At 65.7% G+C, this 26,697-nt stretch carries 22 protein-coding genes; 8 read left to right on the forward strand and 14 right to left on the reverse strand.

Annotated features, from left to right (window positions below; genetic code table 11):
- Window positions 1-68 precede the first annotated feature (68 nt).
- On the forward strand, window positions 69-1,274 hold the full coding sequence (locus J6525_RS23470) for a CaiB/BaiF CoA transferase family protein (protein ID WP_225646481.1): 1,206 nt from the start codon (window positions 69-71) through the stop codon (window positions 1,272-1,274).
- Window positions 1,275-1,300: 26 nt separating this feature from the next.
- Here J6525_RS23470 and J6525_RS23475 read toward each other — a convergent pair whose 3' ends face one another.
- The 3 genes from J6525_RS23475 to J6525_RS23485 all read right to left on the reverse strand — a co-directional run bounded on the left by J6525_RS23475 (window position 1,301) and on the right by J6525_RS23485 (window position 4,277).
- Complete coding sequence (locus J6525_RS23475; RefSeq protein WP_225646482.1) at window positions 1,301-1,465, reverse strand: hypothetical protein; 165 nt, start codon at window positions 1,463-1,465, stop codon at window positions 1,301-1,303.
- A 100-nt stretch (window positions 1,466-1,565) separates the two neighbouring features.
- On the reverse strand, window positions 1,566-3,113 hold the full coding sequence (locus J6525_RS23480; protein ID WP_225646483.1) for a hypothetical protein: 1,548 nt from the start codon (window positions 3,111-3,113) through the stop codon (window positions 1,566-1,568).
- Window positions 3,114-3,203: 90 nt separating this feature from the next.
- A complete protein-coding gene (locus J6525_RS23485; RefSeq protein WP_225646484.1) occupies window positions 3,204-4,277 on the reverse strand; it encodes a hypothetical protein in 1,074 nt (357 codons plus the stop codon).
- A gap of 204 nt (window positions 4,278-4,481) precedes the next feature.
- Between J6525_RS23485 and J6525_RS23490 the strand changes: the two genes are divergently transcribed.
- The 3 genes from J6525_RS23490 (at window position 4,482) to J6525_RS23500 (ending at window position 6,416) form a co-directional block, all read left to right on the forward strand.
- Window positions 4,482-4,856: a Crp/Fnr family transcriptional regulator gene (locus J6525_RS23490; RefSeq protein ID WP_018273297.1), complete on the forward strand. Its 375-nt coding sequence runs from the start codon at window positions 4,482-4,484 to the stop codon at window positions 4,854-4,856.
- On the forward strand, window positions 4,853-5,662 hold the full coding sequence (locus J6525_RS23495; protein ID WP_225646485.1) for an MBL fold metallo-hydrolase: 810 nt from the start codon (window positions 4,853-4,855) through the stop codon (window positions 5,660-5,662). The genes J6525_RS23490 and J6525_RS23495 overlap by 4 nt, the downstream gene beginning before the upstream one ends.
- Window positions 5,663-5,801: 139 nt before the next feature.
- Window positions 5,802-6,416: a glutathione S-transferase family protein gene (locus J6525_RS23500; protein WP_225646486.1), complete on the forward strand. Its 615-nt coding sequence runs from the start codon at window positions 5,802-5,804 to the stop codon at window positions 6,414-6,416.
- Window positions 6,417-6,614: 198 nt separating this feature from the next.
- Here J6525_RS23500 and J6525_RS23505 read toward each other — a convergent pair whose 3' ends face one another.
- The 3 genes from J6525_RS23505 to J6525_RS23515 are packed head-to-tail and all read right to left on the reverse strand — an operon-like array spanning window position 6,615 to window position 8,647.
- Entirely contained in the window at window positions 6,615-7,109 is a 495-nt protein-coding gene (locus J6525_RS23505; protein WP_057019261.1) for a TPM domain-containing protein, read from the reverse strand.
- Window positions 7,110-7,111: 2 nt separating this feature from the next.
- On the reverse strand, window positions 7,112-8,008 hold the full coding sequence (locus J6525_RS23510; protein WP_225646487.1) for a TPM domain-containing protein: 897 nt from the start codon (window positions 8,006-8,008) through the stop codon (window positions 7,112-7,114).
- A 21-nt stretch (window positions 8,009-8,029) separates the two neighbouring features.
- Window positions 8,030-8,647, reverse strand: coding sequence for a LemA family protein (locus J6525_RS23515; protein ID WP_028334935.1), 618 nt, complete (start codon window positions 8,645-8,647; stop codon window positions 8,030-8,032).
- 160 nt (window positions 8,648-8,807) lie between these two features.
- Between J6525_RS23515 and J6525_RS23520 the strand changes: the two genes are divergently transcribed.
- From J6525_RS23520 to J6525_RS23530, 3 genes are read left to right on the forward strand one after another with little or no spacing between them, the layout of a single operon-like run.
- Window positions 8,808-9,662, forward strand: a complete 855-nt coding sequence (locus tag J6525_RS23520) for an enoyl-CoA hydratase (protein ID WP_225646488.1) — start codon at window positions 8,808-8,810, stop codon at window positions 9,660-9,662.
- An 8-nt stretch (window positions 9,663-9,670) separates the two neighbouring features.
- Window positions 9,671-10,816 carry an acyl-CoA dehydrogenase family protein gene (locus J6525_RS23525; RefSeq protein ID WP_225646489.1) on the forward strand — a complete coding sequence of 382 codons (1,146 nt, stop codon included), beginning with the start codon at window positions 9,671-9,673 and terminating at the stop codon, window positions 10,814-10,816.
- A 13-nt stretch (window positions 10,817-10,829) separates the two neighbouring features.
- On the forward strand, window positions 10,830-12,026 hold the full coding sequence (locus J6525_RS23530) for an acyl-CoA dehydrogenase family protein (RefSeq protein WP_225646490.1): 1,197 nt from the start codon (window positions 10,830-10,832) through the stop codon (window positions 12,024-12,026).
- 99 nt (window positions 12,027-12,125) lie between these two features.
- Here the strand turns inward: J6525_RS23530 and J6525_RS23535 are convergent, their stop codons facing one another.
- The 7 genes from J6525_RS23535 to J6525_RS23565 all read right to left on the reverse strand — a co-directional run bounded on the left by J6525_RS23535 (window position 12,126) and on the right by J6525_RS23565 (window position 23,917).
- Window positions 12,126-14,453, reverse strand: a complete 2,328-nt coding sequence (locus J6525_RS23535) for a xanthine dehydrogenase family protein molybdopterin-binding subunit (RefSeq protein ID WP_225646491.1) — start codon at window positions 14,451-14,453, stop codon at window positions 12,126-12,128.
- A 159-nt stretch (window positions 14,454-14,612) separates the two neighbouring features.
- Window positions 14,613-15,701 carry a S1C family serine protease gene (locus J6525_RS23540; protein ID WP_225646492.1) on the reverse strand — a complete coding sequence of 363 codons (1,089 nt, stop codon included), beginning with the start codon at window positions 15,699-15,701 and terminating at the stop codon, window positions 14,613-14,615.
- A gap of 98 nt (window positions 15,702-15,799) precedes the next feature.
- Window positions 15,800-16,675: a dihydrodipicolinate synthase family protein gene (locus tag J6525_RS23545; RefSeq protein WP_225646493.1), complete on the reverse strand. Its 876-nt coding sequence runs from the start codon at window positions 16,673-16,675 to the stop codon at window positions 15,800-15,802.
- Complete coding sequence (locus J6525_RS23550) at window positions 16,668-17,624, reverse strand: NAD-dependent epimerase/dehydratase family protein (RefSeq protein ID WP_225646494.1); 957 nt, start codon at window positions 17,622-17,624, stop codon at window positions 16,668-16,670. The genes J6525_RS23545 and J6525_RS23550 overlap by 8 nt, the downstream gene beginning before the upstream one ends.
- Before the next feature lie 23 nt (window positions 17,625-17,647).
- Window positions 17,648-19,288 (reverse strand): phosphoglucomutase (alpha-D-glucose-1,6-bisphosphate-dependent), encoded by a 1,641-nt coding sequence (pgm, locus tag J6525_RS23555; protein ID WP_225646495.1) that lies wholly within the window; start codon window positions 19,286-19,288, stop codon window positions 17,648-17,650.
- Between the two features lie 231 nt (window positions 19,289-19,519).
- Entirely contained in the window at window positions 19,520-21,172 is a 1,653-nt protein-coding gene (locus tag J6525_RS23560) for an acetolactate synthase large subunit (protein ID WP_225646496.1), read from the reverse strand.
- A 78-nt stretch (window positions 21,173-21,250) separates the two neighbouring features.
- Window positions 21,251-23,917, reverse strand: a complete 2,667-nt coding sequence (locus J6525_RS23565) for a M1 family metallopeptidase (RefSeq protein ID WP_225646497.1) — start codon at window positions 23,915-23,917, stop codon at window positions 21,251-21,253.
- 250 nt (window positions 23,918-24,167) lie between these two features.
- Between J6525_RS23565 and J6525_RS23570 the strand changes: the two genes are divergently transcribed.
- Window positions 24,168-25,622: a GH1 family beta-glucosidase gene (locus J6525_RS23570; RefSeq protein ID WP_225646498.1), complete on the forward strand. Its 1,455-nt coding sequence runs from the start codon at window positions 24,168-24,170 to the stop codon at window positions 25,620-25,622.
- Here J6525_RS23570 and J6525_RS23575 read toward each other — a convergent pair whose 3' ends face one another.
- Complete coding sequence (locus J6525_RS23575) at window positions 25,623-26,690, reverse strand: maleylacetate reductase (protein WP_225646499.1); 1,068 nt, start codon at window positions 26,688-26,690, stop codon at window positions 25,623-25,625.
- Between the last annotated feature and the right edge of the window lie 7 nt (window positions 26,691-26,697).

The raw sequence follows: 26,697 nt of genomic DNA on the forward strand, positions 1-26,697 counted from the left end.
GATCATTGCTTGCGATAATTCCAGCTACCGGAAAAAACACCAACAAGCGCCACGGGAGCGACGGCACGATGGAAAAAGGCATTTTTGACGGGCTCAAGGTCCTGGACTGCGCGAGCTTCATCGCGGCACCCGCGGCCGCCACCGTGCTGTCCGACTTCGGCGCCGACGTCATCAAGATCGAGCCGCCCGGCGCCGGCGATCCCTATCGCAATCTGCCCAATCTGCCCGGCTATCCATCGAGCGAGCACAATTTCGCGTGGATGCTGGAAGCCCGCAACAAGAAGAGCCTCGCGCTCGACCTCACCAAGCCTGACGCGCAGCAGGTGCTGTACAAGCTCGTCGCCGAGGCCGACGTGTTCATCACCAACATGCCGCCGCAGGTGCGCGCAAAGCTCGGCATCACCTACGACCATCTTGCCCATCTCAACGACCGGCTGATCTACGCGTCCTTCACCGGCTATGGCGAGAAGGGCGAAGAGGCCAACAAGCCCGGCTTCGACTCCAACGCCTATTGGGCCCGCTCCGGCCTGATGGATCTGGTGCGCGCCGACGAGGAGACCACGCCGGCCCGTTCCGTCGCCGGCATGGGCGATCACCCCTGCGCGATGGCGTTCTACGGCGCGATCGTCACCGCGCTGTTCCAGCGCGAGAAGACCGGCAAGGGCTCGCACGTCTCGACCAATCTGATGGCCAACGGCGTCTGGGCCAATGGCGTGCTGGCGCAGGCCAAGCTCGCCGGCGCCAAGTTCAAGAAGCGCAAGCCGCGCGAAGAGGCGCTGAACGCGGTCACCAACCACTATAAGTGCAAGGACGGCCGCTGGCTGATCCTGTCGCTGCTCAACGAAGACCGGCAATGGCCGACGCTGGCGCGCTGCATGGGCCGCGAGGACCTCGTCGCCGATGCCCGCTTCGCCACCAAGGCGGACCGCCACGCGCGCTCGGTCGAGCTGATCAAGATCTTCGACGAGGTGTTCGCCGGCAAAGACCTCGCCGAATGGCGCAAGATCCTCGACGGCAATGGTCTCGTGTTCGGCGTCGTCGGCATCCTCGACGACATCCCGAACGACAAGCAGATGATCGAGAACGAGGTGCTGGTGCGGTTCGAGAACGACACCATGCTGACCGTCAACAGCCCGATCTTCATCGACGGCGCGAGGAAGGTGCAGCCGCGCAAACCGCCCGAGGTCGGCGAGCATTCCGACGAAATCCTGCGCCAGGCCGGCTACGACGAGGCCACGATCCAGAAGCTGCGCGCGTCAGGCGCGGTGGCGTAGCGGATCGATCTCCGTCGAGCGTCGCTTCAGCGCTTCATCCAGGCCCAGACCAGGGCCACCACAATGATGCCGAGGATGACCGCGAGCCCGATCGCCCAGCTGCTGACGCGGACGGCGCTGACCGTCTGACGCTCGGCCTCGTTGGCCGCGATTTCGCGGTCGCGCTGCTTGTCGTCCTCGGGAGCACTCATCGGCTGGTCTCCGCTCAAGGCTGGGTTGTTCGGTGCGTGGTCGCGACGTGGAATGTAGCATCAAATAATGACGCGCAGCCGCTTCGGTTCCGGCGGAAAATCACCGACCCTTCACGAAGCACATGCCGATGTGCGAAGCCTTCCCGGCAACCTGGCAGGCAAGGCCGTCGGCGCAGGTCCAGCCGCGGAAACTGCGGTCGCTCTCGGCGGGCCTCGCGCCCGGCAGATAGCAATGCGCGCCCCAGCCGTCGCTGTATTCGGTGCCGGCAAGCTCGGTGCTGCCGCGCAGCTGCGGCCGGTTGGAGAAGCCGCGCGAAAAGTCCGGCGCCTTGCCGTCGCGGAAGCTTGCAAGGATATCGCGGCGGCGAGGCTGGTCGCCGAAGAAATGCGGCGAGGCCGGCACCACGGTGGAGTTCGACGGCTTTGCCGCCATCCAGTCGACGCCGGGGAAATGGAAGCCGCCGATGCCGCGGGTCTGGTGGCAGCCCGCGCAGGTGACATCGTTGAGGCGCCGCTCGAAGCCGGCCAGCGACTGGATGTTCTGCAGCTTCGTTCCGTCGGCCGCAGCCTTCTGCAGGGCGCCGACGACGTCATCATCCGAGAACACCGCATTGCCGGCCGTGCCCTCGCCCTGCACCATGCCGAATTCGGGCTCCAGCTCGCTGACATCGAAACCGGTCGGCGTCGGCGCGACCGCTACGGTCGCGAGGAAGCGATCGGGGATCAGCAAGGTGCCGCGATCGAGCTCGGCAAAATGTTTGGGATCGAGCAGCCACGCCTTGAAGTCGCGCCTCAGTGCCCCGTCCGCCAGAATGCGGTCGCGATCGATCTGGTTCTCCAGCGGCGCTTCGGCAAACCGCTTTGCCGCGCCGTCATAATCGAACACTTTGAGCAGATAGTCAGTGCGGAAATCGCGCACCGCGGATTTCGGCGCGTGCGCGATCTGCAGATTGGTCTCGATACGATCGATATTGCGCGCATCGATCAGGTCGAGCGGACCATCCTTGCCGAGCAACTTCTCTATCGCCGGCGGCGCGCTGCCGGTCGCGAGCCAGCGTCGCGCGATTTCGCGGCAGCCGAGCGATGCGTCGTTGCCGTCGCCCTTCGCCTTCAGCACGAGGTTCAGCGTCATCGGCAGCCGCTGCGACACCGCGTTCTCGCCGATCGGCGGCACATCGGTACGGGTCAGCCGGTAGATCAGCCGGATCTCGCCGCAATCTTTCGGCGCCACATAGGCGCGGTCCATGCGGTTGACGATGCCTGACAGCACGAAGCGGACGTCGGGGGATTCAAGCAGCGCGCGATCGAACAGCTGAAACGCAAAGCCGTCGCCGACGCCAATGCTCTCATTCGGCAGGCTTGCCTTATGCTTTGCGACGTAGCGATCGAACTCGCGATCGAGCGCCTCGCGCACCGGAACCATCGCGGCGAGCCCGAACAGACCGCGGTTGGACAGCGGCGTGTCGGCGGAACGCTCTGGGGCGAGCATCCGGCCGAGGCTGAAGCGGCCGTGGTCGAGCTCGCGCAGGGTGGCGGGATCGATCACCGCCGTGCCGCGCTCGAGCGCGCGATCCTCGGCGGCACGTGCAGGCGCGGCGCCGCAGAGCAGAACGGACATCAGCAGAAGGCATTTCAGCGCGCGGCTCATGCCCCACTAACACCGCGCGGCAAACCCTATTCAAGAAAAAAGGCGCTTCACATCGTAGTGAAGCGCCTTGGTGTTGTCGGGTTTCGGCGATCAGCGCGAAACGATCAGGCCCTTGCTGGTGACGACCACCCAACGGCCGTCCTGCTTGCGGATGGCATCGACGCGGCCCAGGCCCGGGACGGGGTCGCCCGCGTAAACCTCGTAGATGCCGCTGCGGCCTTCGATCAGCGCGCCGCCATTGCCGACGTCGCGCAGCGACCAGCCGTCGACCACCGGCAGGCGGCCGACCTCTGGCCTGGGGGCGGCCGGCGCCGCCGCGGCAGTCGCCGGGGTGATCGAGCCCGTGACCTCGCGGGCGGGCGTCGCCGCGGCGACGGTGGTCTGCGGCGCGGCGCGGAGCTTGTCGACCGCCTCGCTGAGCTTGTTGAGCTTGGCCATCGGCTCGGCCTGGGCCTTCTCGACCTTCTCGATCCGGTCGCTGGCCTTGCTGAACTGGGTCTGGCCGGCCCTGGCGGTCTGCTCGACGCTGGCCTTCAGCGCGGCGACCTCGGATTCGATCCGGGCGAGCGCGGCATCGGCCGCTTCCTTGTTGGCGGCGGCGTCCTTGGCAGCCACATCCCTGACGGAAGCAGCGGCGGGGGCGGCGAGATGGCCGAGCCCCGCGGTCGCGAGCGCACCGCCGATGGCGCCGGCCACGGTCGCCAGCGCGAGCACCGCGGCCATCGCGCCGATCCGGCGCGTGCCGGCCGGCTTGCCCGCCGCCTTGGCCGCCTGTTCGGCACCTGGCCTGGATGCCGTCGCCTCATGGTCCCAGGTGCGGTCACCCGGCGCCATGATCATCAGCTTGCCCGGAAAATGCGGCTCTTCCCGCTTGCCGGTCTCGACCTTGGGCACGTCCATATTGGTCGGCTCGACCTTGGCCTCGACCTTCGGCTCGATCATGGACTCGATCTTGGGGTCGATCTTGGGCGGCTCAACCTTCGAGGGTTCCACCTTGGGCGCGTCCATCCGGGGCGCGTCCGCCTTTGGCGACGTCTCTTCCTGCTCGGGCGCAAGCCGGGGAGCTTCGACACCGGTCGCGGCCATCACGGGCTCGCTTTTCGCCGCCATTTCGGCGCCGGTTTGACCGCTGACCGGCTCGCTCTGCTGCTCACTCACGTTCAAAGTCTCCAGACTAGGTTGACAATTCGGTAACTTTTATTGCTTGCGAAATGGTTACCCCGCTCCGCCATTACCTAAATTTTAGGGAGTTTTCCGGGCCGGATTTGGGCGATGCTGCCCTGCGGCAATCTGCGCCGCTTCCGTTTGCGCGCGGCGCTTTCCCGATTAACATACCGTCATCTTCCAGCCAGAAGGCAGGAGAGCGCCATGACGATCGAGAAATGCATCAAGGAATTTGGTGTCGATGACGTCATCTTTGAGGAAGGCTCGACCGGCCGCGAGCTGTTTGTCGTGCTCGACGGCAAGGTCGACATCGCCAAGATCGATCGCGGAAACAAGACTGTTATCGTCAGCCTCGGCAAGGGCGAGTTCTTCGGCGAGATGGCCGTGATCGACGGCTCGGCGCGCTCGGCGACCGCCATCGCCTCCGCGCCCGCAACGCGGGTGATGCGGATCAACCACGCCCGCTTCGTCTATCTGGTCAGCCAGCAGCCGGCGTTCGCGCTGATGGTGATGGATGCGCTCTCGAAGCGCCTGCGCGCATCCAACGCGGTCACTTACCGGACGGCGGCAACCCCATGAGCGACCGCAAGCCAAGCCCGTTCAAGACGCTGTTCGACGCCGAGGTCGCAACGCTGATCCAGGCCGCCGACGACGTCTATCAGATCCGCTTCAAGAACCGTGCGGCGAACGCCTATCTGGTGCGCGGCAGCAAGCGGACCATCATGATCGACGTCGGACTGTCGAGCAATTATCCGTCGCTCGTCGCCTGTCTCAACCATCTCGGGGTGACGCCCGAGATGATCGACATGGTGGTGCTGAGCCATGAGCATCTCGACCACATCGGCGCGGCGTACCATTTCCACGGCAGCGCCTACGTCGCCGCGCACCGGCTCGCCGCCAACAAGATCATGCTGCGCGACGATTTCTCGATGCTGCGCAAGATGTTCAACGAGCCGAACGTGCCGATCGATATCGACATCTGGCTCGAGGAAGGCAACCTGATCGACCTCGGCAATTTTCGCCTCAACGTGATGTACACCCCCGGCCACACCTCGGCCTGCATCACGCTGTTCGACCAGGACAAGGGCCTGCTGTTCGCCGCCGACACGCTGATGCCCGGCGGCGTGATGGGCGGCGTGTTCGGCTCCGGCTCGATCGCCGACTATATCCAGTCGCTGGAGCGGCTGAAGGGCCTCAACTCGAAGATCCTGCTGTCGGGACATGGCCGGCTGTCCGACACGCCGCAGGACGATGTGCGGATCGCGCTGCAGCGCTCGCACGGCCTGCTCGAGGACACCGCGCAACTGTTCGATGCACTCGATGCGCGCTCGAATTTCGAGCCGATCATGCAGTCGGTGCGCGACCTCAACAAGCTCGACGATTGAGCTCAGTTCCTCCCCGTCGTTGCGAGCCAACGGGTCGCAATGACGTTCGGGCGACCGAGCGCCTTCACATTTGACAAATCCGCGCCCGGCCTGTTCAACAGCGGCAACAACAACGTTGAAGAAACAGGGAGCGAGGATCATGAAGCTTTACGACTCGATCGGACCCAATCCGCGCATCGTGCGCATGTTCATGGCGGAGAAGGGCATCGAGATACCCAAACAGGCCGTCGACCTGCGCAAGGGCGAGAACCGCGAGACGGAACACCTGAAGCGCAATCCGCACGGCCAGATGCCGGCGCTCGAGCTCGACTGCGGCAACTACCTCTCTGAGATCACGGCGATCTGCGAATATCTCGAGGAGAAGCACCCCTCGCCCGCGATGATCGGCACCACGCCGGAAGAGCGCGCGGAATGCCGGATGTGGACGCGCCGCGTCGATCTCAACATCGCCGAGCCGCTCGCCAACGGCTACCGCTTCGGCGAAGCGCTGAAATTCTTCGAGAAGCGCATTCCCGTTGCGCCCGAAGCCTCGCCCGGCCTGAAGATGATCGCCGCCAACCGCATCAAATGGCTGAATGACCAGATGGCCGACGGCCGCGACTACATCTGCGGCAAGCGCTTCACGCTCGCCGACATGCTGCTCTATTGCTGGCTCGATTTCGGCAACCAGGTCGGCCAGCCGCTGGACCAGTCGAACGCCAACATCGTCGCCTGGTTCAACCGCGTCGGCGCGCGGCCATCGGTGAAGGCGTAAAAGGCGGTCGTCTTATCCTCCCCTCGAGGGGGAGGATCGGTTCGCATGAAGCGTAGCGCAATGCGAACCGAGGTGGGGTGATCTCTCCCCTCGGGTAGCGTTCACGCGGAGAGACCTTCACCCCACCTCGCCGCTCATTGCATTCGCGTCGATCCTCCCCCTCCAGGGGAGGATGAAGAGCACCCGACCACTCGGTCCCTAAATCACCACCGGCTTGTCCGGCAGCTCATTCGGGCCGGCGGGAGGCGGGAAATGCTTTGCCAGCTCGCGCGACACCGCCTCGATCCCCTTGATCACGCCCTGCTCGAACCGGCCGGCCCGAAAGTCCGTTTCCATCGTGCGGCAGATCGCCTCCCAGCCGGCATGGCCGACCTTCGCGTCGATGCCGCGGTCGGCGACGATCTCGACGTCGCGGTCGGCGAGCAACAGATAGATCAGAACGCCATTGTTGTGATCGGTGTCCCAGATCCGCAAATGCGAGAACACGTCGAGCGCACGCTCCCGTGCAGGCTGATTGCGGAACAGCGGCACACCGTCGAGCGCGCCCTCGACGACGAAACGGATCTGGCCGGAATGAGTGGCCTCGCCGGCCTTGATCGCCCGCTCGATGGCGTCGAGCACGCGCGGCGGAAAATCACGCCGCACCCGCCAGCGGTGTTCGAGCAGATGCTTGCCGATGCGCTTGATGCCCATGCCTACCAGCTCCCCGAGGCGCCGCCGCCGCCGAAGCTGCCGCCTCCGCCGCTGAAGCCGCCGCTATCGCTCGAGCTCGAGCCGCTGCTCCAGCCCCCGCCGCCGGACCAGCCGCCGGAATAACCGCCGCCGCGCCGGTACGGTCCCGAGCCTGCCGTCGGACCGCCGAAGTTCAATCCGCCGAAGATCAGCGCCGCGACGGCGGCGAACAGGCCGACCACCAGCGCCGTGGCGAGCGAGCCGGCTACCATCCAGGTGAAGACGCCGACGACACCGCCGGTCGCGACCGAGCCCAACAACCGCCCCAGTATCCCGCGCAATACGCCGGCCACGATGATGACGATAAAGATCGTCACCGGATTGGCGAAGTCGACCAGGTTCGGCCCTTGCCAATGCTCGGGCTCCGGCGCCGGCAATTGCTCGCCATTGATCAGGCGGATCATCCGGTCGACGCCGGCCGAGATGCCGCCGGCGAAATCGCCGGCCTTGAATTTCGGCGTGATGTCTTCGTCGATGATGCGATGGGTGACGGCATCGCTCAGCACGCCTTCGAGGCCATAGCCGACCTCGATGCGCAAGTGCCGGTCGTTCTTGGCGACGACAAGGAGCGCACCGTCGTCCACCTTCTTGCGTCCGATCTTCCACGCCTCGGCCACGCGGATCGAGAACTGCTCGATGGTTTCCTCGCCCGTGGTCGGCACGATCAGGACCGCGATCTGGCTCCCCTTGCGGGCCTCCAGATCCTTCAGCCGCTCGGTCAGTGTCGCGACATCGCTCGCGGAAAGCGTCCCGGTCTGGTCGACGACGCGGCCGGTGAGCGGAGGCACCGCGACCTCGGCCCATGCCGGGCACACGAAGCCCAGCAGGAAGGCGAGCAGGATGACGCGTGCGGCGGCCATCGCGATGCGCGCGCGCCGGCGTTATTTCGACGGCGCCGGGGCCGGCGACGGATTATTGAAATCGACCTTCGGCGCGGTCGATATTTCCTTTTCATTGTCGACCGTGAAGTTGGGCTTCTCCTTGTAGCCGAACGCCATCGCGGTCAGATTGTTCGGGAAGGTGCGGATGCCGACATTGTAGTCCTGCACTGCCTTGATGTAGCGATTGCGCGCTACCGTGATGCGGTTCTCGGTGCCCTCGAGCTGCGCCATCAGGTCGCGGAACAGCGCGTCCGATTTCAGCTGCGGATAATTTTCGGTGACGACCAGCAGCCGCGACAGCGCGCTGGTCAATTCTCCCTGCGCCTGTGTGAACTTCTGGAACGCGGCCGGGTCGTTGAGCACCTCGGGCGTTGCCTGGATGCTGCCGACCTTGGCGCGCGCGTTGGTGACGCCGAGCAGCACGTCCTTCTCCTGCTGCGCAAAGCCCTTCACGGAGTTGACCAGGTTGGGCACGAGATCGGCGCGCCGCTGGTACTGGTTCACCACCTCCGACCAGCTCGACTTGACCTGCTCGTCACTGGTCTGGATCGCGTTGTAGCCGCAGTTGGTCAGGCTCAATGTCGCCAGCGCTGCGAGCACGGTCCAAAGCTTGCGCATGAAGATGGTCCTCCCCGGGTGGATTCTGCGTCAGCGTAACAGATTTTCGCCGGATAATCCCGTGCGGCGGATTTCGCGGCTTCTTTTGCGGATGATGACGCTTGCCTATCCTTGCCCGCGCCGTTCATCATGGCGAAAAAATCGATCGCGGGAGGATCCATTGGCGTCTGAACAATTCGAGACGATTGTTGTCGAACGGCCCGAGCCCGCGATTGCGCGGATCGTGATGAACCGCCCCGAGGCCCGCAACGCCCAGAACCTGCAAATGACCTACGACCTCAACGCCGCCTTCGACCGAGCGGTGCAGGACGACGCGGTCAAGGTCATCATCCTCGCCGGCAACGGCCCGCATTTCTCGGCCGGTCACGATCTGCGGCCAGGGGCCAAGAACCAGGCCGGTGCCGATTTCCCGCCAATCGGAAATTGGGGCGGCTTCGCCGAGCCGAACGCCCATGGCCGCTTCGCGCGCGAGCAGGAGATCTACCTGCAGATCACAAGGCGCTGGCGCAATCTGGCGAAACCGACGATCGCCGAGGTGCACGGCAAGTGCATTGCCGGCGGGTTGATGCTGGCCTGGGCCTGCGACCTGATCGTTGCCAGCAACGATGCCGAGTTCTGCGATCCCGTGGTGACGATGGGCGTATGCGGCGTCGAGTGGTTCGTGCATCCCTGGGAGCTCGGCGCGCGCAAGGCCAAGGAGATGCTGTTCACCGCCGATGTCTGGAGTGCCGACGAGGCGCATCGCCTCGGCATGGTCAATCACGTGGTGCCGCGCGGCGATCTCTCGTCCTTCACGCTGGCGCTGGCGCGGCGGATCGCTGCAAAGCCCGCCTTTGCGCTGAAGCTTTCCAAGGAGGCGGTGAACCGCTCCATCGACATCATGGGACAGCCAGCCGCGATCGATCAGGCCTTCGCGCTGCATCAGCTCTGCCACGCCCACAACCTTCAGGAATTCGGCATGGTGGTGGACCCCGCGGGTCTGCATCCCTCCGTCAAGAAAGCCGCCAACGTGTAGTCAGCCAGATGGACCTCACCCTCAGCGACGAGCAGCGCCTGCTGCGCGAAAGTGCCGACCGCTTCGTGGCGGAAACCTTTAGCCCCGAGCATCGCAGGAAGGCGGCGAACGATCCGCTGGGCTATTCGCCCGCGATCTGGAAACAGTTCGCCGAGCTCGGCTGGCTGGCGCTGCCGATCAGTGAAGCCCATGGCGGGCTCGGCGGCGGCGCGATCGAGATCGGACTGTTGATGGAAGCGTTCGGCCGCGGACTGGTGTCCGAGCCGTTCCTCTCCACGGTCGTGATCGGCGCCGCGCTGGTCGCCGAGTGCGGCACCGAGGCGCAAAAGCAGGCGATCCCGCCTGCTGTTGCCGAGGGCAAGCTTACGCTCGCCTTCGCGCATTCCGAGCGCGCCGCGCGCTTCGATCTCGCCCATGTCGACACCACGGCCAGCAAGACCGCCGACGGCTGGCGCCTGAACGGCAGCAAGATCGCCGTACTCGACGGCGCGGCAGCCGACCAGATCATCGTCTCGGCCCGTATCGCCAACGCCAATGGTGCATCCGGCAAGCTTGTCCTGTTCCTGGTGCCGGCGGGGACGCCCGGACTCACGCTGCGCGATTACGCGCGGCTCGGCGGCGGGCGCGGCTGCAATCTCGATCTCAGGGATGTGCAATTGCCGGCCGATGCGCTGCTCGGCGACAGCAGCGATGCGCTACCCGCGATCGAAACCGTGGTCGACCGCGCGATGGCCGCGCTCGGCGCGGAGGCGGTCGGCATCATGCAGACGCTGCTCGACACCACGCTCGAATATACCAAGATCCGCAAACAGTTCGGCCGGCCGCTATCAGCCAACCAGGTGATCCGCCATCGCCTCGCCGACGTGGCGATGCAGGTCGACGAGGCGCGCTCGATGGCGCTGCGCGCCGCGCTGATGGCCAATGCCGAACCCGTGGCCCGCAGCCGTGCGGCGTCCGGCGCCAAGGCGAAGATCGGCAAATGCGCGCGCTTCGTCACCGAACAGGCGGTGCAGCTGCACGGCGCGATGGGCGTCACTGAGGAGCTCGACATCGGCGCCTATTTCAAGCGGCTGCTCGCGTTCGATACGCTGTTCGGCAACAGCGCCCATCATTATCGCCGCCACGCCGCGTTGAGCGGCCGCGCCCACGCCTAACGGAGAGCGCACCATGGATCTCACCTTCAGCGCCGAGGAACGCGCTTTCGAGCAGGAAGTCCGCGATTTCATTGCCGGGAGCCTGACGCCGGAGATGAAGCGCGCCACCGCGCTGACGCCGTCGGTGTTCTCCGACCCCGACATCGGCATGGCGTGGCAGCGCGCGCTGCACAAGAAGGGCTGGGGTGCGCCGGGCTGGCCGGTGGAACATGGCGGACCGGACTGGACGCCGGCACAGCGCTGGATCTTCGAGGCCGAGTGCGCCCGCGCGGGCGTGCCCAATGTCAACGTGATGGGCGTGAAGATGGTCGGCCCAGTCATCATCGGGTTCGGCTCGCCCGAGCAGCAGAACTTCTACCTGCCGCGGATTCTCTCCGGCGAGGATTACTGGTGCCAGGGCTATTCCGAGCCGGGCTCGGGCTCTGACCTCGCCTCGCTGAAGACCCGCGCGGTGCGCGACGGCGACGACTACATCATCAACGGCACCAAGATCTGGACCACGCATGCGCACCACGCCAACCGCATGTTCGCGCTGGTGCGCACCAATGACGGCGAGCGGCAGCAGGACGGCATTAGCTTTATCCTGATCGACATGAAGACGCCGGGGATCACCACGCGCCCGATTCTGACGATCGGCGGCGACCACGAGGTCAACCAGGTGTTCTTCGACGACGTCCGTGTGCCCGTCGCCAACCGCGTCGGCGAGGAAGGCAAGGGCTGGACCTACGGCAAATATCTGCTGGAATTCGAGCGCGGCTCCGGCATCGCGTCGGCCAAGCTGCGCGAAGCGCTGAAGACGATCTCCGATCTCGCTGGCTCCGACGTCACCGGCCGCGCCATCGAGGATCCCGACATCGCGATCCGGATGTCGGAGGTCGAGGTCGATATCGACGCGCTCGAGATGACCGAGCTCAGGGTGCTGTCGGCGCTGCAGACCGGACAAAATCCCGGCGCGGTGTCGTCGCTGATCAAGCTCAGGGTCAGCGAGATCCGCCAAGCGGTGACGCGGCTCGGCGTCGACGTGATCGGCCAGGACGGGCTTGCCGTCGAGCCGGCGCGGCCGTTCTACCGGCTCAACCGCGAGCCGGCGATCCCCGAAGAACTGCTGCCGGTGGTGCCGGAATATCTCAACGGCCGCGCCTATACGATCTTCGGCGGATCGTCCGAGATCCAGCGCGACATCATCGCGAAGATGGTGCTGGGGCTGTAGCCCCGTCGTTCCGGGGCATCGCAAAGCGATGAACCCGGAACCTCGAAGTTGTGGCGCGAGATTCCGGGTTCGCGCTGGCGCGTGGCCCCGGAATGACGGCTAAGCGGCCGTCACCTTGGCGTCGCGGATCGCCTGCCAAATCTTCGACGGCGTCAGCGGCGTGTTCAGCTGGGTGATCCCGACCTCGCTCAGCGCATCCATCACGCCGTTGGTGATGCAGGGCGGCCCGCCGATCGCGCCGGACTCGCCGCAGCCCTTGGCACCCAGCGGATTGGTCTTGCACGGCGCCGAGCCATCGAGCGTCACCGTGATCGGCGGAATGTCATCCGCGCGCGGGATGCAATAGTCCTGATAGCTCGCGGTCAGCAGCTGGCCTTCCTCGCTGTATGCCACGCCTTCGTACAACGCCTGGCCGATGCCCTGGACAACGCCGCCATGCACCTGCCCCGTCACCAGCATCGGATTGACCGCGACGCCGACGTCGTCGACCGTGGTGTAGCGCACCACCCGCGTGACGCCGGTCTCCGGATCGATCTCGACCTCGCAGATATGGGTGCCGTTCGGCCAGCTCGGTCCGTTGACATTGCCCTCGCTCTCGACCGAGAGCTTTGCGCCGTTCTCCTTGGCCGCGATCTCGAACAGGCTGATGCGCCTGTCGGTGCCGACCACGGTGAGGAAGCCGTCGCGATACTCGATGTCCTCGACGGAGGCTTCCAGCAAATTGGAGGCCTTGTCACGCGCCTTGTTGATCATGTCGTTGCTGGAGACCGCAACCGCGGTGCCGCCGACGAACAGCGAACGCGAGCCGACGCTGCCGAAGCCGGTGGCGAGGTCCGTGTCGCCCTGGATCACGTCGATCTTGTCCATCGCGATGCCGAGCGTATCAGCGATCATCTGGGTGTAGGTGGTGGCGAGGCCCTGCCCCATCGCCATCGTGCCGGAATGCAGGATGACGCGGCCCTCGGCGGTCGCGTGCAGCGAGACGTTCTCGGTGTGGGCGCGGCCGCCGGTCCACTCGATGTAGCTGGTCAGGCCGCGGCCGTAGAGCAGGCCCTTCTTCTTCGCCGCCTTCTTGCGCGCGGCAAAGCCGTTCCAGTCGGCCAAATCAGACGCGCGCTCCAGCATGTGCGCAAAGGCACCGGAATCGTACACCTGCCCGACCGCGTTGGTGTAGGGCAGCTGCGCCGGCTTGATGTAGTTGACCTTGCGGATGGTGCGCGGATCCATGCCGATCTGGCGCGCGGCGGCGTCGAACAGCCGCTCGACGATGAACACCGCCTCGGGCCTGCCGGCGCCGCGATAGGCGCCGACCGGCGCGGTGTGGGTCATCACCGACTTCACCTCGAAATGCACCAGCGGCAGGTCGTAGACGCCGGTCTGCACGAACGGTCCGAGCACCAGCGGGATGATGTTGGCGGTGCCCGACGAATAGGCGCCGGTGCCGCCGATCGAGCGCACCCGGTAGGCCAGCACGCGGCCCTTGGCGTCGAGCGCGAACTCGCCGGTCGAGGTCAGGTCGCGGCCATGGGTGCCGCCGACGAACTCGTCGGTGCGGTCGCCGCGCCAGCGGATCTTCTCGTTCAGCTTGGTCGCGGCATAGGCGACGATGCCGTCTTCCGGATACAGGCTGGTCTTCTGGCCGAAGCCGCCGCCGATGTCGCCGACCAGCACGCGCACGCTGTCCTTCGGCCGCTTCAGGATCGATTCCGCCAAGAGGTCGCGGGTCGAACCCGGAGTCTGCGACTGCACGTGGAGGATCAGCCGTCCGGTCTTCTTCTCGATCTCGGCAATGGTCGAGCGCGGCTCCATCGCCGACGGCACCAGGCGCTGGCTGACCAGGTCGAGCGACACCTTGTGCGCGGCATTGGCGAAGGCTTCCTCCACCTTGGCGGCATCGCCATAGCTCATCGCGGCCACGATGTTGTCGGGCGCCTCCGGCCAGACCGCCGGCGCGCCCGGCTTGATCGCATCGACCGGATCGACCACCGAGGGCAGCACCTCGTAATCGATCTCGATCGCCTCGGCCGCGGTCTGCGCCAGCACCCGCGAGGTCGCGACCACGGCCGCGACGCCCTCGCCCGCGTAACGCACCACATCATGCGCCAGCAGGCGCCGTGGCGGCACGGTCATCGGCGAGCCGTCGGGCCGCTTGAAGATCGCAAGCGTCGGCAGCGTGCCGATATCGTCCTTGACGAGGTCGGCGCCGGTATAGACGGCCTTGACGCCCGGCATCTCCAGCGCCGCCCTGGCGTCGATCGCCTTGATGTTGGCGTGGGCGTGCGGCGAGCGCAGCACGTGCAGCCAGAGCGCACCGTCCTGCGGCTTGTCGTCGATGAAATGCCCCTTCCCGGTGACCAGCCGCTGGTCTTCCAGACGCTTGACTGGCTGGCCCGCACCAAAACGCATATTGCCGGGAAGAATGTTCATCAGAGGGTCCTTCGAGCTTCCAAGAATTTCCAGAGAATTTGGCGGGGGTTTTAGCGGATTTTGGCGGCCTGACAACCACGCGCCGGCCGGAGGACAGGCATCTCGTCGCGCGGCGCGCGAAAGCACAATCCGGTGGCACGCGTCAGGGCAGTGACGACATTATTGCGCCCGGCCGATATCGACGATGGCGACCTCGACATCGCGCGCCGAGCCGTCGCGGTTCACGCTGAGCCGCACCTTCTTGCCGACCCCGATCTGCTCGAGCTGGTCGGCCAGATCGGAGAGTCGGTGGACCGGCTTGCCGTCGACCGCGGTGATCACGTCGCCGAGCTCACCGGTCGACATGTCGACCCCGCGTATCCCGGCGCGCTCGGCCGGCGACCCCGGTGTCGTGCGCACCACGATCAATCCTTCGGCACCGATACGCGTGGCGACCGCCTCATTCGCGGTCACGATGCCGATCCCCGGCGTCGGCACGCGACCGTTGCGGATCAGCTCGGGCACCACGCGATTGACGATGTCGACCGGGATCGCGAAGCCGATGCCGGCATTCGAGCCCGACGGCGACAGGATCGCCGTGGTCACGCCGATCAGCCGCCCGGCAGAATCGAGCAACGGGCCGCCCGAATTGCCCGGATTGATCGCGGTGTCGGTCTGGATCACGTTGGAGATCTCGCGGCCGCTCGAGGTCGGCAGCCGGCGCTTGAGCGCGCTGATGATGCCGCTGGACATCGATTGATCGAGCCCGAACGGGTTGCCGATCGCATAGGCAAACTGGCCGACCTTGAGATCGGACGAGCTGCCGAGCGCCAACGACGGCGGCAGCTTGCGCGCGCTGCGGATGCGCAGCACGGCTAGGTCGTAGTTCGGCGCCGTGCCGACGATCTCGGCGCGTACCGCTTCGCCGGAGGCAAAGCGGATCGCGACCTGGCTTGCGTTCTGCACCACATGGTTGTTGGTGACGACGTGGCCGTCATTGTCCCAGACAATGCCGGTGCCCGACGCCGCGCCGCCCTCCTGCTCCTCGCTCAGCGGATTGGCGGCGGTTTGCGTCACCACCTGCACGACCGACGGCGAGACCTTCTCGAAGATCTCGACATTGGCCTTTTCGGCATCCGATAGCGCGCCGCGCTCGGCGACCGCGCGGGCAGCCGGGCCGCTCCACGGCGCCTGACGGATGCTGCCGGCCGCGAAGATCAGCAGAATGGCCGCGATCACGGCCAGGACAAGGACGGTACGCCGATTCATTGGTGTGCTCCACGCAACAAACGCGCTGACCAAGCGGAGGTTTCCGGCATGGCCAAGGCGGATTGCCCGGCATTTTGCCGCGCAGCCCCCCGACGGCCTCAGCCCAGATCGCGCAACGCCGCCTCGACCACCTTGCGCTGCTCGGCCGTGAGCGGCGCCTGCGGCGGCACGGGATCGCCGACGTCGTAGCCCTGGCTCGCGAGCCCGGCCTTGATGCAAGCGGCGAGGTTGAAGCGGGCAAACGCCTCGTTGATGCGCCACAGCTTGCGCTGCAGGGCCATCGCCTCATCCCAGCGGGTGCGGCGGCACAGATTGTAGAGCTCGACACTCTGCCGCGGGATGATGCAGGCCGGGCCCGCCATCCAGCCGTGGCCGCCGATCAGCATCACCGCGGCCGGAATATGGGCCGAGGCCGAGAACACTTTCAGGCTGTCGCCGCAGCGGTTCATGATCGACAGCAGCCGCCCGGTGTTGGTCGAGGCGTCCTTGATGTAGCCGATGCGCGGATGCCCGGCGAGCCGCGCGATGACGTCGAGCGTGAGGTCGGAGCGCTGGAAATTCGGATTGGTGTAGATCACGACCGGAATGTCGACGGCGTCGGCGATGGCGCGGAAATAGCCTTCGACCTGCGCGTCGCCGACCGGAAAATACGCTTCCATGATCGCGAGGATGCCGGTCGCGCCGCGCTTCTGGTAAGCCTTGGCCTGCGCCACCGCATCCGCCGTCGAGGTCGAGGCGACGCCGGCGACCACCGGCACGCGCCCCTGCGCGGCCTCGATCGTGGTAGCCACCACCTGCATGCGCTGCGCATTGTTGAGATAGGCGAACTCGCCGGTCGAACCGAGCGGCGTCAGGCCGTGGACGCCGGCCTTGACCAGATCGTCGCAGAGCCGGCCCAGCACCTCGGTGCGGACATGGCCGGCGGGGTCGACCGGGGACACCAGGTACGGAAAGACGCCGTGGAAATCAGCCATTTGCGAGCCTCGTTGACGGCGAGACATAATCGGGATCGTGCGCAAAGGGAAGCGGCGCGCCGCTGCGCAAGGCGCCGAGCACCGCTCCGAAATCCGTGCCGGCGCGGAAGCCGAGCAGCCGTTCGGCCTTGCTCGCGTCGTAGATCCGGCCGATCGATTTCGGCAGGCGCCAGCCACGCCGCGCGAACAGCGCCGGCGCATCGGGGAAGGTGCGCGCGATCACCTCGGCCGCGTCGGTCTTCAGGTCGGCGACATCGCTGCGCGCAAACGGCGTCGGCGCGCTGATCACGAAGACCTCGAAGCCGCGGATCTTGTCCAGCGCCACGACATGGGCATCGGCGGCATCCTCGACGGTAAGGCGACGGTAGAGCAGCTCGGTCGCCTTCAGGTTCTCGCCATGGATGTCGCGGATGGTATCGTCATCCTCGGGGAAGAAGCGGCTGGTGCGCAGCACCGCGCAGTTCAGCCCGTGCTCGCGGCTGTACAGACGGCACAGCCCTTCAGCGGCAAGTTTTGTCACTCCGTAAATGTTGCGCGGCTCGAGCGGTCCTGTCGTCTCGTCGAGCCATACCGCAGCATGGCCTTCCTCGTCGCGGATCGCCTGCGAAATCATCAGCGAGGTCGTCGAGGTGAAGACGAAACGGTCGTGGCCGGCAGCCACTGCTGCCTGCAGCAGGTTAAGCGCGCCTGACACGTTGACGTCGACAAAGGCCTGCGGCCCGAATCGCGCGATATCGGGCTTGTGCAGCGCGCCGCCATGGATCACGGCCTCGATGCCGTAATCCACGAACACGCGCTCGACCACCGATCGTTCGGCTACCGAGCCTGTGACATCGGTCGCCTCGCCCGGGACGACGTCGAGGCCGACCACATCATGGCCGGCCTGTCGAAGCCGCGGCGCGAGGAAACGGCCGAGCCAGCCGGAGGAGCCGGTCAACAATATTCGCATGAGGTCCGCCCGGCTCGCGCCTTTCAGAACACCTTGGCGATCGCGGCCTGCGCGTCGCCCTGGATCTGCTTCAGATGATCCGGCCCGCGGAAGCTTTCGGCGTAGATCTTGTAGACATCCTCGGTGCCGGAGGGACGCGCGGCGAACCAGCCCGCCTCGCTCTCGACCTTGATGCCGCCGAACGGCTGGTCGTTGCCCGGCGCCTTGGTCCTGACCGCGCGCACGGCATCGCCGGCGAGCTGCGTCATGTTGAGCTGATCGGGCCCGAGCGCCTTCAGCGCGTTCTTCTGCTTCTGCGTCGCCGCCACATCGATGCGCTCGTAATAGGGAACGCCGAGCTCGGCGGTCAGCTCGGCGAACAATTCGCTCGGATCGCGGCCGGTCTTGGCGATGATCTCGGCCGCCAGGAGGCCGAGGATGATGCCGTCCTTGTCGGTAGTCCACACCGAACCGTCGCGCTTCAGGAACGATGCGCCCGCGCTCTCCTCACCGGCAAAGCCGAAGCCGCCGCTGCCGAGCCCATCGACGAACCATTTGAAGCCGACCGGCGTCTCGACCAGCTTGCGGTTCAGCTTCTTCGCGACGCGATCGATGATCGAGCTCGACACGATGGTCTTGCCGATCGCGGCGTCCTTGCTCCATTGCGGCCGGTGCGCGAACAGATAGGCGATCGCGGTGGCGAGGAAGTGGTTCGGGTTCATCAGCCCGTTCGAGCGGGTCACGATGCCGTGGCGGTCGGCGTCGGTGTCGTTGGCGAAGGCGACGTCGAAACGGTCACGCATCCCGATCAGGCTCGCCATCGCATAAGGCGACGAGCAGTCCATCCGGATCTTGCCGTCCCAGTCCGCGGTCATGAAGCGGAAGGTCGGATCGACCGCCTCGTTGACGACTGACGCGTTGATGCCGTAGCGCGCGATGATCGGCTGCCAGTAGTGCACCGCCGCGCCGCCGAGCGGGTCGATGCCGATCTTGACGCCGGCAGACTTGATCAGCGCGAGATCGACGGTGTTGCCGAGATCGGCGACATAGGGCGTGATATAATCGTGCAGATGCGTGGTCGCCGCCTTGCGCGCGCGATCATAGGACAGCCGCGCGACGCCCTTGAGGCCGGCCTCGATGTAGCGGTTGGCGTTCTTCTCGACCACGGCGGTGACGTCGGTGTCGGCCGGACCACCATGCGGTGGATTGTACTTGTAGCCGCCGTCCTCCGGCGGGTTGTGTGAAGGCGTGATGACGACGCCGTCGGCGAGGCCCGCGCTACGGCCCTTGTTGTAGCTCAGAATCGCATGCGAGATCACCGGCGTCGGGGTGTAGCCGCCCTGCGCGTCGATCATGATCTCGACGCCGTTGGCCGCGAACACCTCGACCGCGCTGGCCAGCGCCGGCTCAGCCAGCGCATGGGTGTCGATGCCGATGAACAGCGGCCCGGTGAGACCCTTCTCGCGCCGGTAATCGCAGATCGCCTGCGTGGTGGCGAGGATATGGTCCTCGTTGAAGGAATTCTTCAGCGACGAGCCGCGATGGCCCGAGGTGCCGAACGCAACCCGCTGAGCGGGATCGCCAGCGTCGGGCTTGCCGGCAAAATAGGCCGTGACCAGCCGCGGCACATTGGCGAGCTGGGCGGGATCGATGGGTTTGCCGGCGGCAGGATTTGGTGCAGTCACGTGACCTCTCAGATCTGGTATCGCCGACCATCTGCGCAATGGTGATGCAGTGGCGTGCTACCATGGCGGCTTACGTTCAATCAAGCCGAGGGCTTTTCGTTCCTTGGCCACCGCAGCAATGCTTCAGCTTCTTGTTTGAGCATGATCTCCGCGCAAACGCTTTGCGTTTGTCGCGAGGGAAAACCGCTTCGCACTTTGCGCTAACGCGGCCCTTCGGGTCCGGATCATGCTCTACGACACATCGATCTGCTGCACCTTCTCGCGCAATTCGTCGACCAGCACCCGCTTGTTCTCGGTATAGTCGATCGGCACCACGACAAGATGCACGCCGCCGCCGGAAAACGCCCGTTCCAGGGTCGGAACGATCGCATCCGTGCTCGCGATCCGCGAACCCTTGGCGCCGTAGCTTTCGGCGTATTTGACGAAATCCGGATTGCCGAAGGTCAGGCCGAAATCCGGGAAATTGTCGACCGCCTGCTTCCAGCGGATCATGCCGTAGGCGGAATCCTCCAGGATCAGGATCACCAGATTGAGCTTGAGGCGGACGGCGGTCTCGAGCTCCTGCGAGTTCATCATGAAGCCGCCATCGCCACAGACCGCGAGCACGCGGTTGTTCGGATACAGCATCGCCGCCATCATCGCCGACGGCAGGCCGGCGCCCATGGTCGCGAGCGCGTTGTCGAGCAGCAGCGAGTTCGCGAGCAGCGTGCGGTAATTGCGTGCGAACCAGATCTTGTACATGCCGTTGTCGAGCGCGACGATGCCGTCCTCCGGAATGACCTGCCGCACATCGTGCACGATGCGCTGCGGCGTCGGCGGCCAGCGGCCCTCGGTGGCGCGATCGGTGATCTTCGCCAGAATGCTTTGGCGGAGGGCGAGCAGCGCGCTGGCATGCGGCAGCTTTCCCTCGACCCGATCGGCCAGCAATTCGAGGCTCGGACCGACGTCGCCGATCACCTCGCATTGCGGGAAATAGACCTGCTCGACCGTTGCCGGCATGTAGCTGACATGGATCACCTGCGGCCCCTTCGGGCCCATGATGAAAGGCGGCTTCTCGACCGTGTCGTGACCGATCGCGATGATGAGGTCGGCGCGGTCGATCGCCTCGTGCACATAGTCGCGCTCGCTCAGCGCGGCGGTTCCCATGTACTGATTGGTACCGCCGGATACCGTGCCCTTGCCCATCTGTGTCGTGAAGAACGGGATTTTCGTGCGCCGCACGAAGTCGCCGATCCCGGCGGTCGAACGCGGACGCGATGCCGCAGCACCAAGCATGATCAGTGGGCGCTGCGCCTTCAGGATCATGTCGGCGGCACGGTCGAGCGCGGCGGCGTGCGCGATCGGAATCTCGATCGGATGCGGCGGTATCATTTCGACCGGCGCAATCTCCTCGCCTGCGATATCTTCCGGCAGTTCGAGTAGCACCGGCCCCGGCCGTTCCTGCGTCGCAATTCGGAAGGCGTCGCGAACCAGCGTCGGAATGGTCGCGCCGCTGACGATCTGCAGCGACAATTTGGTCAGCGGGCGAAACGTGTTGACGATGTCGACAATCTGGAACTTGGCCTGCCGGCTGCTCAAGATGCCCTTCTGTCCGGTCAGCATCACCATCGGCATCGCGCCGAGCAGCGCGTAGGCGGCGCCGGTGGTCAGGTTGAGCGCGCCGGGACCGAGCGTCGTCATGCAGACGCCCGGCTTTCCGGTCAGCCGGCCATAGGTCGCCGCCATGAACGCCGCCGCCTGCTCGTGGCGGGTCACGATCAGTTTGATCGAGGATTTGCGCAGGCTCTCGACGACATCGAGATTCTCCTCGCCCGGGACGCCGAACACCCGCTCCACGCCCTCATTCTCGAGCGCCGCGACCAGCAAATCGGAACCTTTGACCATCTCAGCCTCGCATCGTTGATTGCATGCCGCGCACGGAGCATAGCCGCATCGCGCGCCGCCGGAAACTGCTTCGCGATCTCACGGCTTGTGCGCCCTGATCCAGGCGTCGGCGGCGGGCAGCACGCGCGCGGCAAGATCGGCCGAGATCGCGATCGCCTGCACCGATCGCGCCACCATCACACGTCCGCCGGTGGTCGATTGCGACGGAGCAAACGCGGCCAGTTCCGCCGCGTGCGCCTCATCGTTAAAATTGGTCATGAAGTTAGGCACGAACTGGTCGCGGAAGTTCGGCCCCTGCCTTGCAAGCAACGTATCGAAATTGGTCCGGACGAAGCCCCAGGCGAGCTGCGGCTGCTCGCCGGCGGACGCAACCGCGTTGATCATCCCCGTCACGATCGTATCAGGCAATTCGTTGGTCAGCGTCAACGCCAGCGTCGCCCGCGCCAATTCGGCATCGCGGGCGCTTGCCGCCGCGAGATAATAGCGCAGCCGTTCATTGGTCGCCGTGCTGTTGCGCGCCAGCGCCAGCAGCTGGTCGTAGGTCGCCCGATCCGCGGTCAAACCGACAACATGGGTGACGGCATCGCGCAATGCGGTCGGAAGCGAATTGGGATCAGCGGAGAATGCTGCAAAGCGCCGCTTCGCTTCCGCCACAATGGCTGCATCCCCGAGGTCGCCAAGCGTCGAGATCAGGCTAGCACGCAACAACGCAGTGTCATCGTCGCCTGAACCCGCGCCGTCCCATCCGATCCGATCGAACACCGGGCGCAGCTTGGCGCGGGCATATGCCTGAATCACCGGCCGCTCGGTGCGGCCGCGCGACAGCCGGTTCAGCGTGGCGAATGTCGAGATCACCTGGTCCCACACCGCGCGATGGTCACCGGCATCGAGGGCATCGAGCAGCGCGAGATAGGACGGCGCCTCCGCACGGCCCGCCTGCACCAGCGCCCAGCTGTCGGTAACTACATTGAGACGGTCGGCGACCTGCATTTGCGGGAATGCGTTCAGCAACGCCGCACGGTTCTTCGGGCCGTACTCGACCCTGAAGTAGCCGACGTCGCCGAGGTTGACCTTGATCGCATCGCCGCAGGCGCCGGCCGGGATATCGGTGCTCCCCTTCAACAATATCTCGCCAAACGGCTTGCCATGCGCCGGTCCGACCGCAACGGGGATCTGCCAGTTGCGGGCCGGCAGCGGCGGATTGTTGGCCGGCGCGACCACGAAGCGATCCTGCCGCAAGGTCAGCCGTTGCGCGGCGCCAGCACAGTCCGTCTCGGCCACGACCAGCGGCACTCCGTCCTGCTCGGTGAAGGAGGCGGCGATACCGGTGATAGTCTTGCCGCCGCTACTCTCGAGCGCTTGCCAGAGATCGGCGGTCGTCGCGTTGCTGTAGGCATGCGCGGCCATGTATTTGCGGATGCCGTCGCGGAACGCCGGTTCGCCGAGATAGGTCTCGAGCATGCGGATCAATGCCTGCCCCTTGTTGTAGGTGATGGCGTCGAATGCCGTGACGGCTTCGCTGTGATCGGCAATCGGCTGCTGCACGGGATGCGAGGTGCGCCGCGCATCGAGCACCATGGCGAACTGCTTCGCGCCGTAGCCGTTCAGCCAGCCCTGCCACTGCGGATAGAACTGCTCCGAGGCCTTGGTTGCCATCCAGCTGGCAAAACCCTCGTTGAGCCAGAGATTGTCCCACCACGCCATGGTGACGAGATCGCCGAACCACATATGCGCCATCTCGTGCGCGATGATGGCGAAGATGCCGCGCCGCGCGGTCTCGGCGGACGTCGCGGGATCGAACAGCAGCCGGCTCTCGAAGAAGGTGATGCCGCCCCAATTCTCCATCGCGCCGCCGAACCCGCCGGGAACGGCGATCAGGTCGAGCTTCGGCAGCGGATATTTGACGCCGAAATAGTCGTTGTAATAGGCGAGCAGCTTCACCGCGCTGTCGAGCGCAAACTGGCCCTGCCCACTCTTGCCCTCCGTCGTCACCACGCCGACCGTGACGCCGCCGGCATCCGCTGTGACGCGCTCGAGTTCGCCGACCGTGAGCACGAACAGATAGCTCGACATCTTCGGCGTCGGTGCGAACGCAACCTTTTTGAGATCGCCGGCGACCGGCTCTTCGCTGGTCACGGGCATGTTGCCGACTGCGAGCAAATTGCGCGGAATGACGACGGTGAGCGCGAAGCTCGCCTTGAACGACGGCTCATCCCAGCACGGGAAGATCCGCCTTGCATCGGCCGGCTCCAGCTTGCTGGAGATCATCCGCTTGATCCCGGTCCTGGTCGGGTAGTCGACCGAGAACAGGCCGGTGCCAAATTTATTGATCTGCGCCGTGAAGGCGATGCGCAGCTTGTGGCGGCCGGCCGCAAGCGGCCTGGTGAAGGTCAACGTTGCGGTCTGCGCGCTGGCGTCGGTCGCGACCTCCGCGCGCTGCGCGCCGTCATCGATCGTAACCTCTGCGAATGTCGTGTTGACGGCGTTCAGCGTCAGCTGCGCGGTCGCCTCGCGCACCTCGATGTCGACGGTCTCGACGCCTGGCAGAGCGAGGCCCGTGATATCAGGCGTCAGCTCGATCGCGTAATGCAACGGGACGACCGTCTTCGGCAGCTTTCCGGGCGTGTGGTCGAACGAGAATGTCTGCTCGGCCTGCGCGCTTGCGGCCATCGCCAAAGCCAAGCCGATCGCAGTGGCAAGACGACGCAGCAGCGCCCTTCGGACATGGGTTGCAGGCTTGTTCATCGCGCGCAGCTCACCGGGATCTCGGGGATATTCGGATGTCATTGCGGAAGGACGTAGCAGGCAATCTAGTAGAGAAAATGTCGCCACAAAACTGACAACTCCGCGACATTGACATCACAATGGTTCGCATTGATTGGTGCGTCGCTCGCCACGGCGCTTGGGCCTGCTGACCCTTGTTGCTCAACGGCGGGATGGAAGGTTAACCTACGGCCCGCATTCCAACCGCAGCGTTCGGCGACGGGAGACAGCAATGTTCGGAAAGTTCTCGCGCCGGCAGTTTGCGGGCCTTGCAGGCCTCTCGGCGTTCGGTTTGACCGGCCCTGCCGAGGCTGCAAACCGTGCGTCACGGCCGGACGGCACGAACTTTCCCACGGGCTTCGTCTGGGGCACCGCAACCTCGTCGTACCAGGTCGAGGGCGCGGTCAATGAGGACGGCCGCGGCCCATCGATCTGGGACACTTTCACCCATACATCGGGCAAGATCGAGGACGGCTCGACCGGCGACCGCGCCAACGACCACTATCACCGCTACAAGGAGGACGTCCGCCTCATCAAGGATCTCGGCGCCAAGGCGTATCGGTTTTCGATCGCCTGGCCTCGGGTATTTCCCGATGGCGCTGGTACGCCGAACCCGAAGGGCCTCGACTTCTACAACCGTCTGGTCGACGAGCTGCTGGCGAACGGCATCGAGCCCTACGCCACGCTCTATCACTGGGACCTGCCCCAGGCGCTGCAGAACCGCGTCGGCGGCTGGCGCTCGCGCGACACCTCGAAGGCATTCGGCGACTATGCCGGCTACGTGGCGCAGCGACTGACCGACCGCGTGAAGAACGTCTTCACCCTCAACGAGGTCGGACGTTTCCTCCCCTTCGGCTATGCGCTCGGCGTCGACGCCCCCGGGCTGAAGCTGCCGGCGGGCGAGGTAAACCAGGCGCGCCATCATGTGGCGCTGGCGCATGGCCTTGCGGTGCAGGCGATCCGCGCCAAGGGCCGTGCCGGCACGCGGGTCGGGCCGGCCGAGAACATCACCGCCTGCGTGCCCGCCTTCAACACGCCGGAGAACATCCGCGCCACCGAAACCGCGACCCGCGAGCTCAACGCAGGTTTTCTCGGCGTCGTCCTCGAAGGCAAATACACCGAAGGCTTCCTGCAATATGCCGGCGCGGATGCGCCCAAGTTCACCGCGGACGAGCTGAAGATCATCTCGCAGCCCAATGATTTCGTCGGGCTGAACATCTACGCGCCGCAATGCTACATCCTTGCGACCGACCATGCCCCCGGCTGGAAGCCGCTGCCGATGCCGGCTTCCTTCCCGCACATGAGCTCGGAATGGCTGCGGATCGCGCCGGAGACGATTTATTGGGCGCCGCGGATCGCCGCCAAGCTGTGGAACATCAAGAGCATCTATATCAGCGAGAACGGCACGTCCGGCGAGGACAAGGTGCATCCAGACGGGCAGATCTACGATCTCGACCGCATCATGTTCCTGCGCAACTACCTTGCGCAATTGCAGCGCGCGACCGCCGACGGGGTCCCGGTCCACGGCTATTTCCTGTGGAGCCTGATGGACAATTTTGAATGGATCTTTGGCTACGAGAAGCGCTTCGGCCTGTACCGGGTGGATTTCGAGACCCAGGCCCGGGTGCCGAAATTGAGCGCGGCGTTCTACCGTGACGTGATCGCGCGCAACGCGATCGGGGTCTGATCATCCGGTTTGCGGCCGCGCGCCGGACCACGCGCGCTTCAGCAGGTCGCGGATGCCGCTCTCCTCGATCGGTCGCGGATTCCAGTAAGGATTTTTGGTGGCGAGCGTGGCCGCCTTTGCGATGCCGTCCTCGGGCATGCCGATCTCGGCGAGCGAGCGCGGCGCGCCGAGCCTTGCCGACAGATCGAACAGGCCGTCGGCGGCGTTAGCCGCTCCAAGCGCCCTCGCCGCGCGGCTGATTGGATCGCGTGCGGCCGGCGTGTTGTAAGCGATGGTATGCGGCAGCAGCACCGCATGGGTCTCGGCATGCGGCAAGTCGAACAGCGCGCCGACGGTGTGGCAGAGCTTGTGATGCAGCGCCATGCCCACGGTGCCGAGACAGACTGCGCACAGCCACGCGCCATAGAGCGCGTCCGAGCGCGCCTCGAGATCGTTCGGCCGCGCGATCACGTCGGGGAGCGACGAGGCAAACTTCGCGATCGCCTCTTCCGCCATCAGCGAGGTGATCGGATTGCCGTCCCGCGCGTACAGCGCCTCGGCCGCGTGTGCGATGGCGTTGAGGCCGGAGATCGCGGAGAATTTCGCCGGCATCGAGACGGTCAGGTTGACGTCGTAGATCACGGCCTCGGGCAGGATCTTCGGCGACGATTGCGTGGTCTTGACGCCGCCGACGGTCTCGCCGAGCACCGGCGTCATCTCGGAGCCGGCATAGCTGGTCGGCACGATCAGTTGCGGCAGGTCGGTGCGCAGCGCAATCGCCTTGCTGAGGCCGGTCGCGGCGCCGGCGCCGATCGCAACCACGCCGTCGGGCTTGAGCTCGCGGACGATCTCCATCGCACGTTCTGTCACCGCGACCGGCGTATGCACCACTGCACCGTCGAACGATCCGGCCACACGGCCGCCGGTCAGGTCGGCGAGATCGCCGAGTTCGGCCTGCTGCCGCCGGCTCACCAGCACCAGCGCGCGATTGATGCCGAGCCGGTCGAGCTCGGCCGCCAGCTGTGCGACCGTGCCGACCCCGAACACGACCCGCATCGGGCTGACCTGGTAGGTGAACGGCTGCGCCATGGCGATT

Origin of the sequence: Bradyrhizobium australafricanum, from assembly GCF_020329495.1 — a bacterium.
Taxonomy (GTDB): Bacteria; Pseudomonadota; Alphaproteobacteria; order Rhizobiales; family Xanthobacteraceae; genus Bradyrhizobium; species Bradyrhizobium australafricanum.

Excerpts from the sequence above, each read along its gene's own strand:
- J6525_RS23470 (WP_225646481.1), top strand. The coding sequence starts at position 69 with ATGGAAAAAGGCATTTTTGACGGGCTCAAGGTCCTGGACTGCGCGAGC.
- J6525_RS23475 (WP_225646482.1), bottom strand. The coding sequence starts at position 1,465 with ATGAGTGCTCCCGAGGACGACAAGCAGCGCGACCGCGAAATCGCGGCC.
- J6525_RS23480 (WP_225646483.1), bottom strand. The coding sequence starts at position 3,113 with ATGAGCCGCGCGCTGAAATGCCTTCTGCTGATGTCCGTTCTGCTCTGC.
- J6525_RS23490 (WP_018273297.1), top strand. The coding sequence starts at position 4,482 with ATGACGATCGAGAAATGCATCAAGGAATTTGGTGTCGATGACGTCATC.
- J6525_RS23495 (WP_225646485.1), top strand. The coding sequence starts at position 4,853 with ATGAGCGACCGCAAGCCAAGCCCGTTCAAGACGCTGTTCGACGCCGAG.
- J6525_RS23500 (WP_225646486.1), top strand. The coding sequence starts at position 5,802 with ATGAAGCTTTACGACTCGATCGGACCCAATCCGCGCATCGTGCGCATG.
- J6525_RS23505 (WP_057019261.1), bottom strand. The coding sequence starts at position 7,109 with ATGGGCATCAAGCGCATCGGCAAGCATCTGCTCGAACACCGCTGGCGG.
- J6525_RS23510 (WP_225646487.1), bottom strand. The coding sequence starts at position 8,008 with ATGGCCGCCGCACGCGTCATCCTGCTCGCCTTCCTGCTGGGCTTCGTG.
- J6525_RS23515 (WP_028334935.1), bottom strand. The coding sequence starts at position 8,647 with ATGCGCAAGCTTTGGACCGTGCTCGCAGCGCTGGCGACATTGAGCCTG.
- J6525_RS23525 (WP_225646489.1), top strand. The coding sequence starts at position 9,671 with ATGGACCTCACCCTCAGCGACGAGCAGCGCCTGCTGCGCGAAAGTGCC.
- J6525_RS23530 (WP_225646490.1), top strand. The coding sequence starts at position 10,830 with ATGGATCTCACCTTCAGCGCCGAGGAACGCGCTTTCGAGCAGGAAGTC.
- J6525_RS23535 (WP_225646491.1), bottom strand. The coding sequence starts at position 14,453 with ATGAACATTCTTCCCGGCAATATGCGTTTTGGTGCGGGCCAGCCAGTC.
- J6525_RS23540 (WP_225646492.1), bottom strand. The coding sequence starts at position 15,701 with ATGAATCGGCGTACCGTCCTTGTCCTGGCCGTGATCGCGGCCATTCTG.
- J6525_RS23545 (WP_225646493.1), bottom strand. The coding sequence starts at position 16,675 with ATGGCTGATTTCCACGGCGTCTTTCCGTACCTGGTGTCCCCGGTCGAC.
- J6525_RS23550 (WP_225646494.1), bottom strand. The coding sequence starts at position 17,624 with ATGCGAATATTGTTGACCGGCTCCTCCGGCTGGCTCGGCCGTTTCCTC.
- J6525_RS23560 (WP_225646496.1), bottom strand. The coding sequence starts at position 21,172 with ATGGTCAAAGGTTCCGATTTGCTGGTCGCGGCGCTCGAGAATGAGGGC.
- J6525_RS23565 (WP_225646497.1), bottom strand. The coding sequence starts at position 23,917 with ATGAACAAGCCTGCAACCCATGTCCGAAGGGCGCTGCTGCGTCGTCTT.
- J6525_RS23570 (WP_225646498.1), top strand. The coding sequence starts at position 24,168 with ATGTTCGGAAAGTTCTCGCGCCGGCAGTTTGCGGGCCTTGCAGGCCTC.
- J6525_RS23575 (WP_225646499.1), bottom strand. The coding sequence starts at position 26,690 with ATGGCGCAGCCGTTCACCTACCAGGTCAGCCCGATGCGGGTCGTGTTC.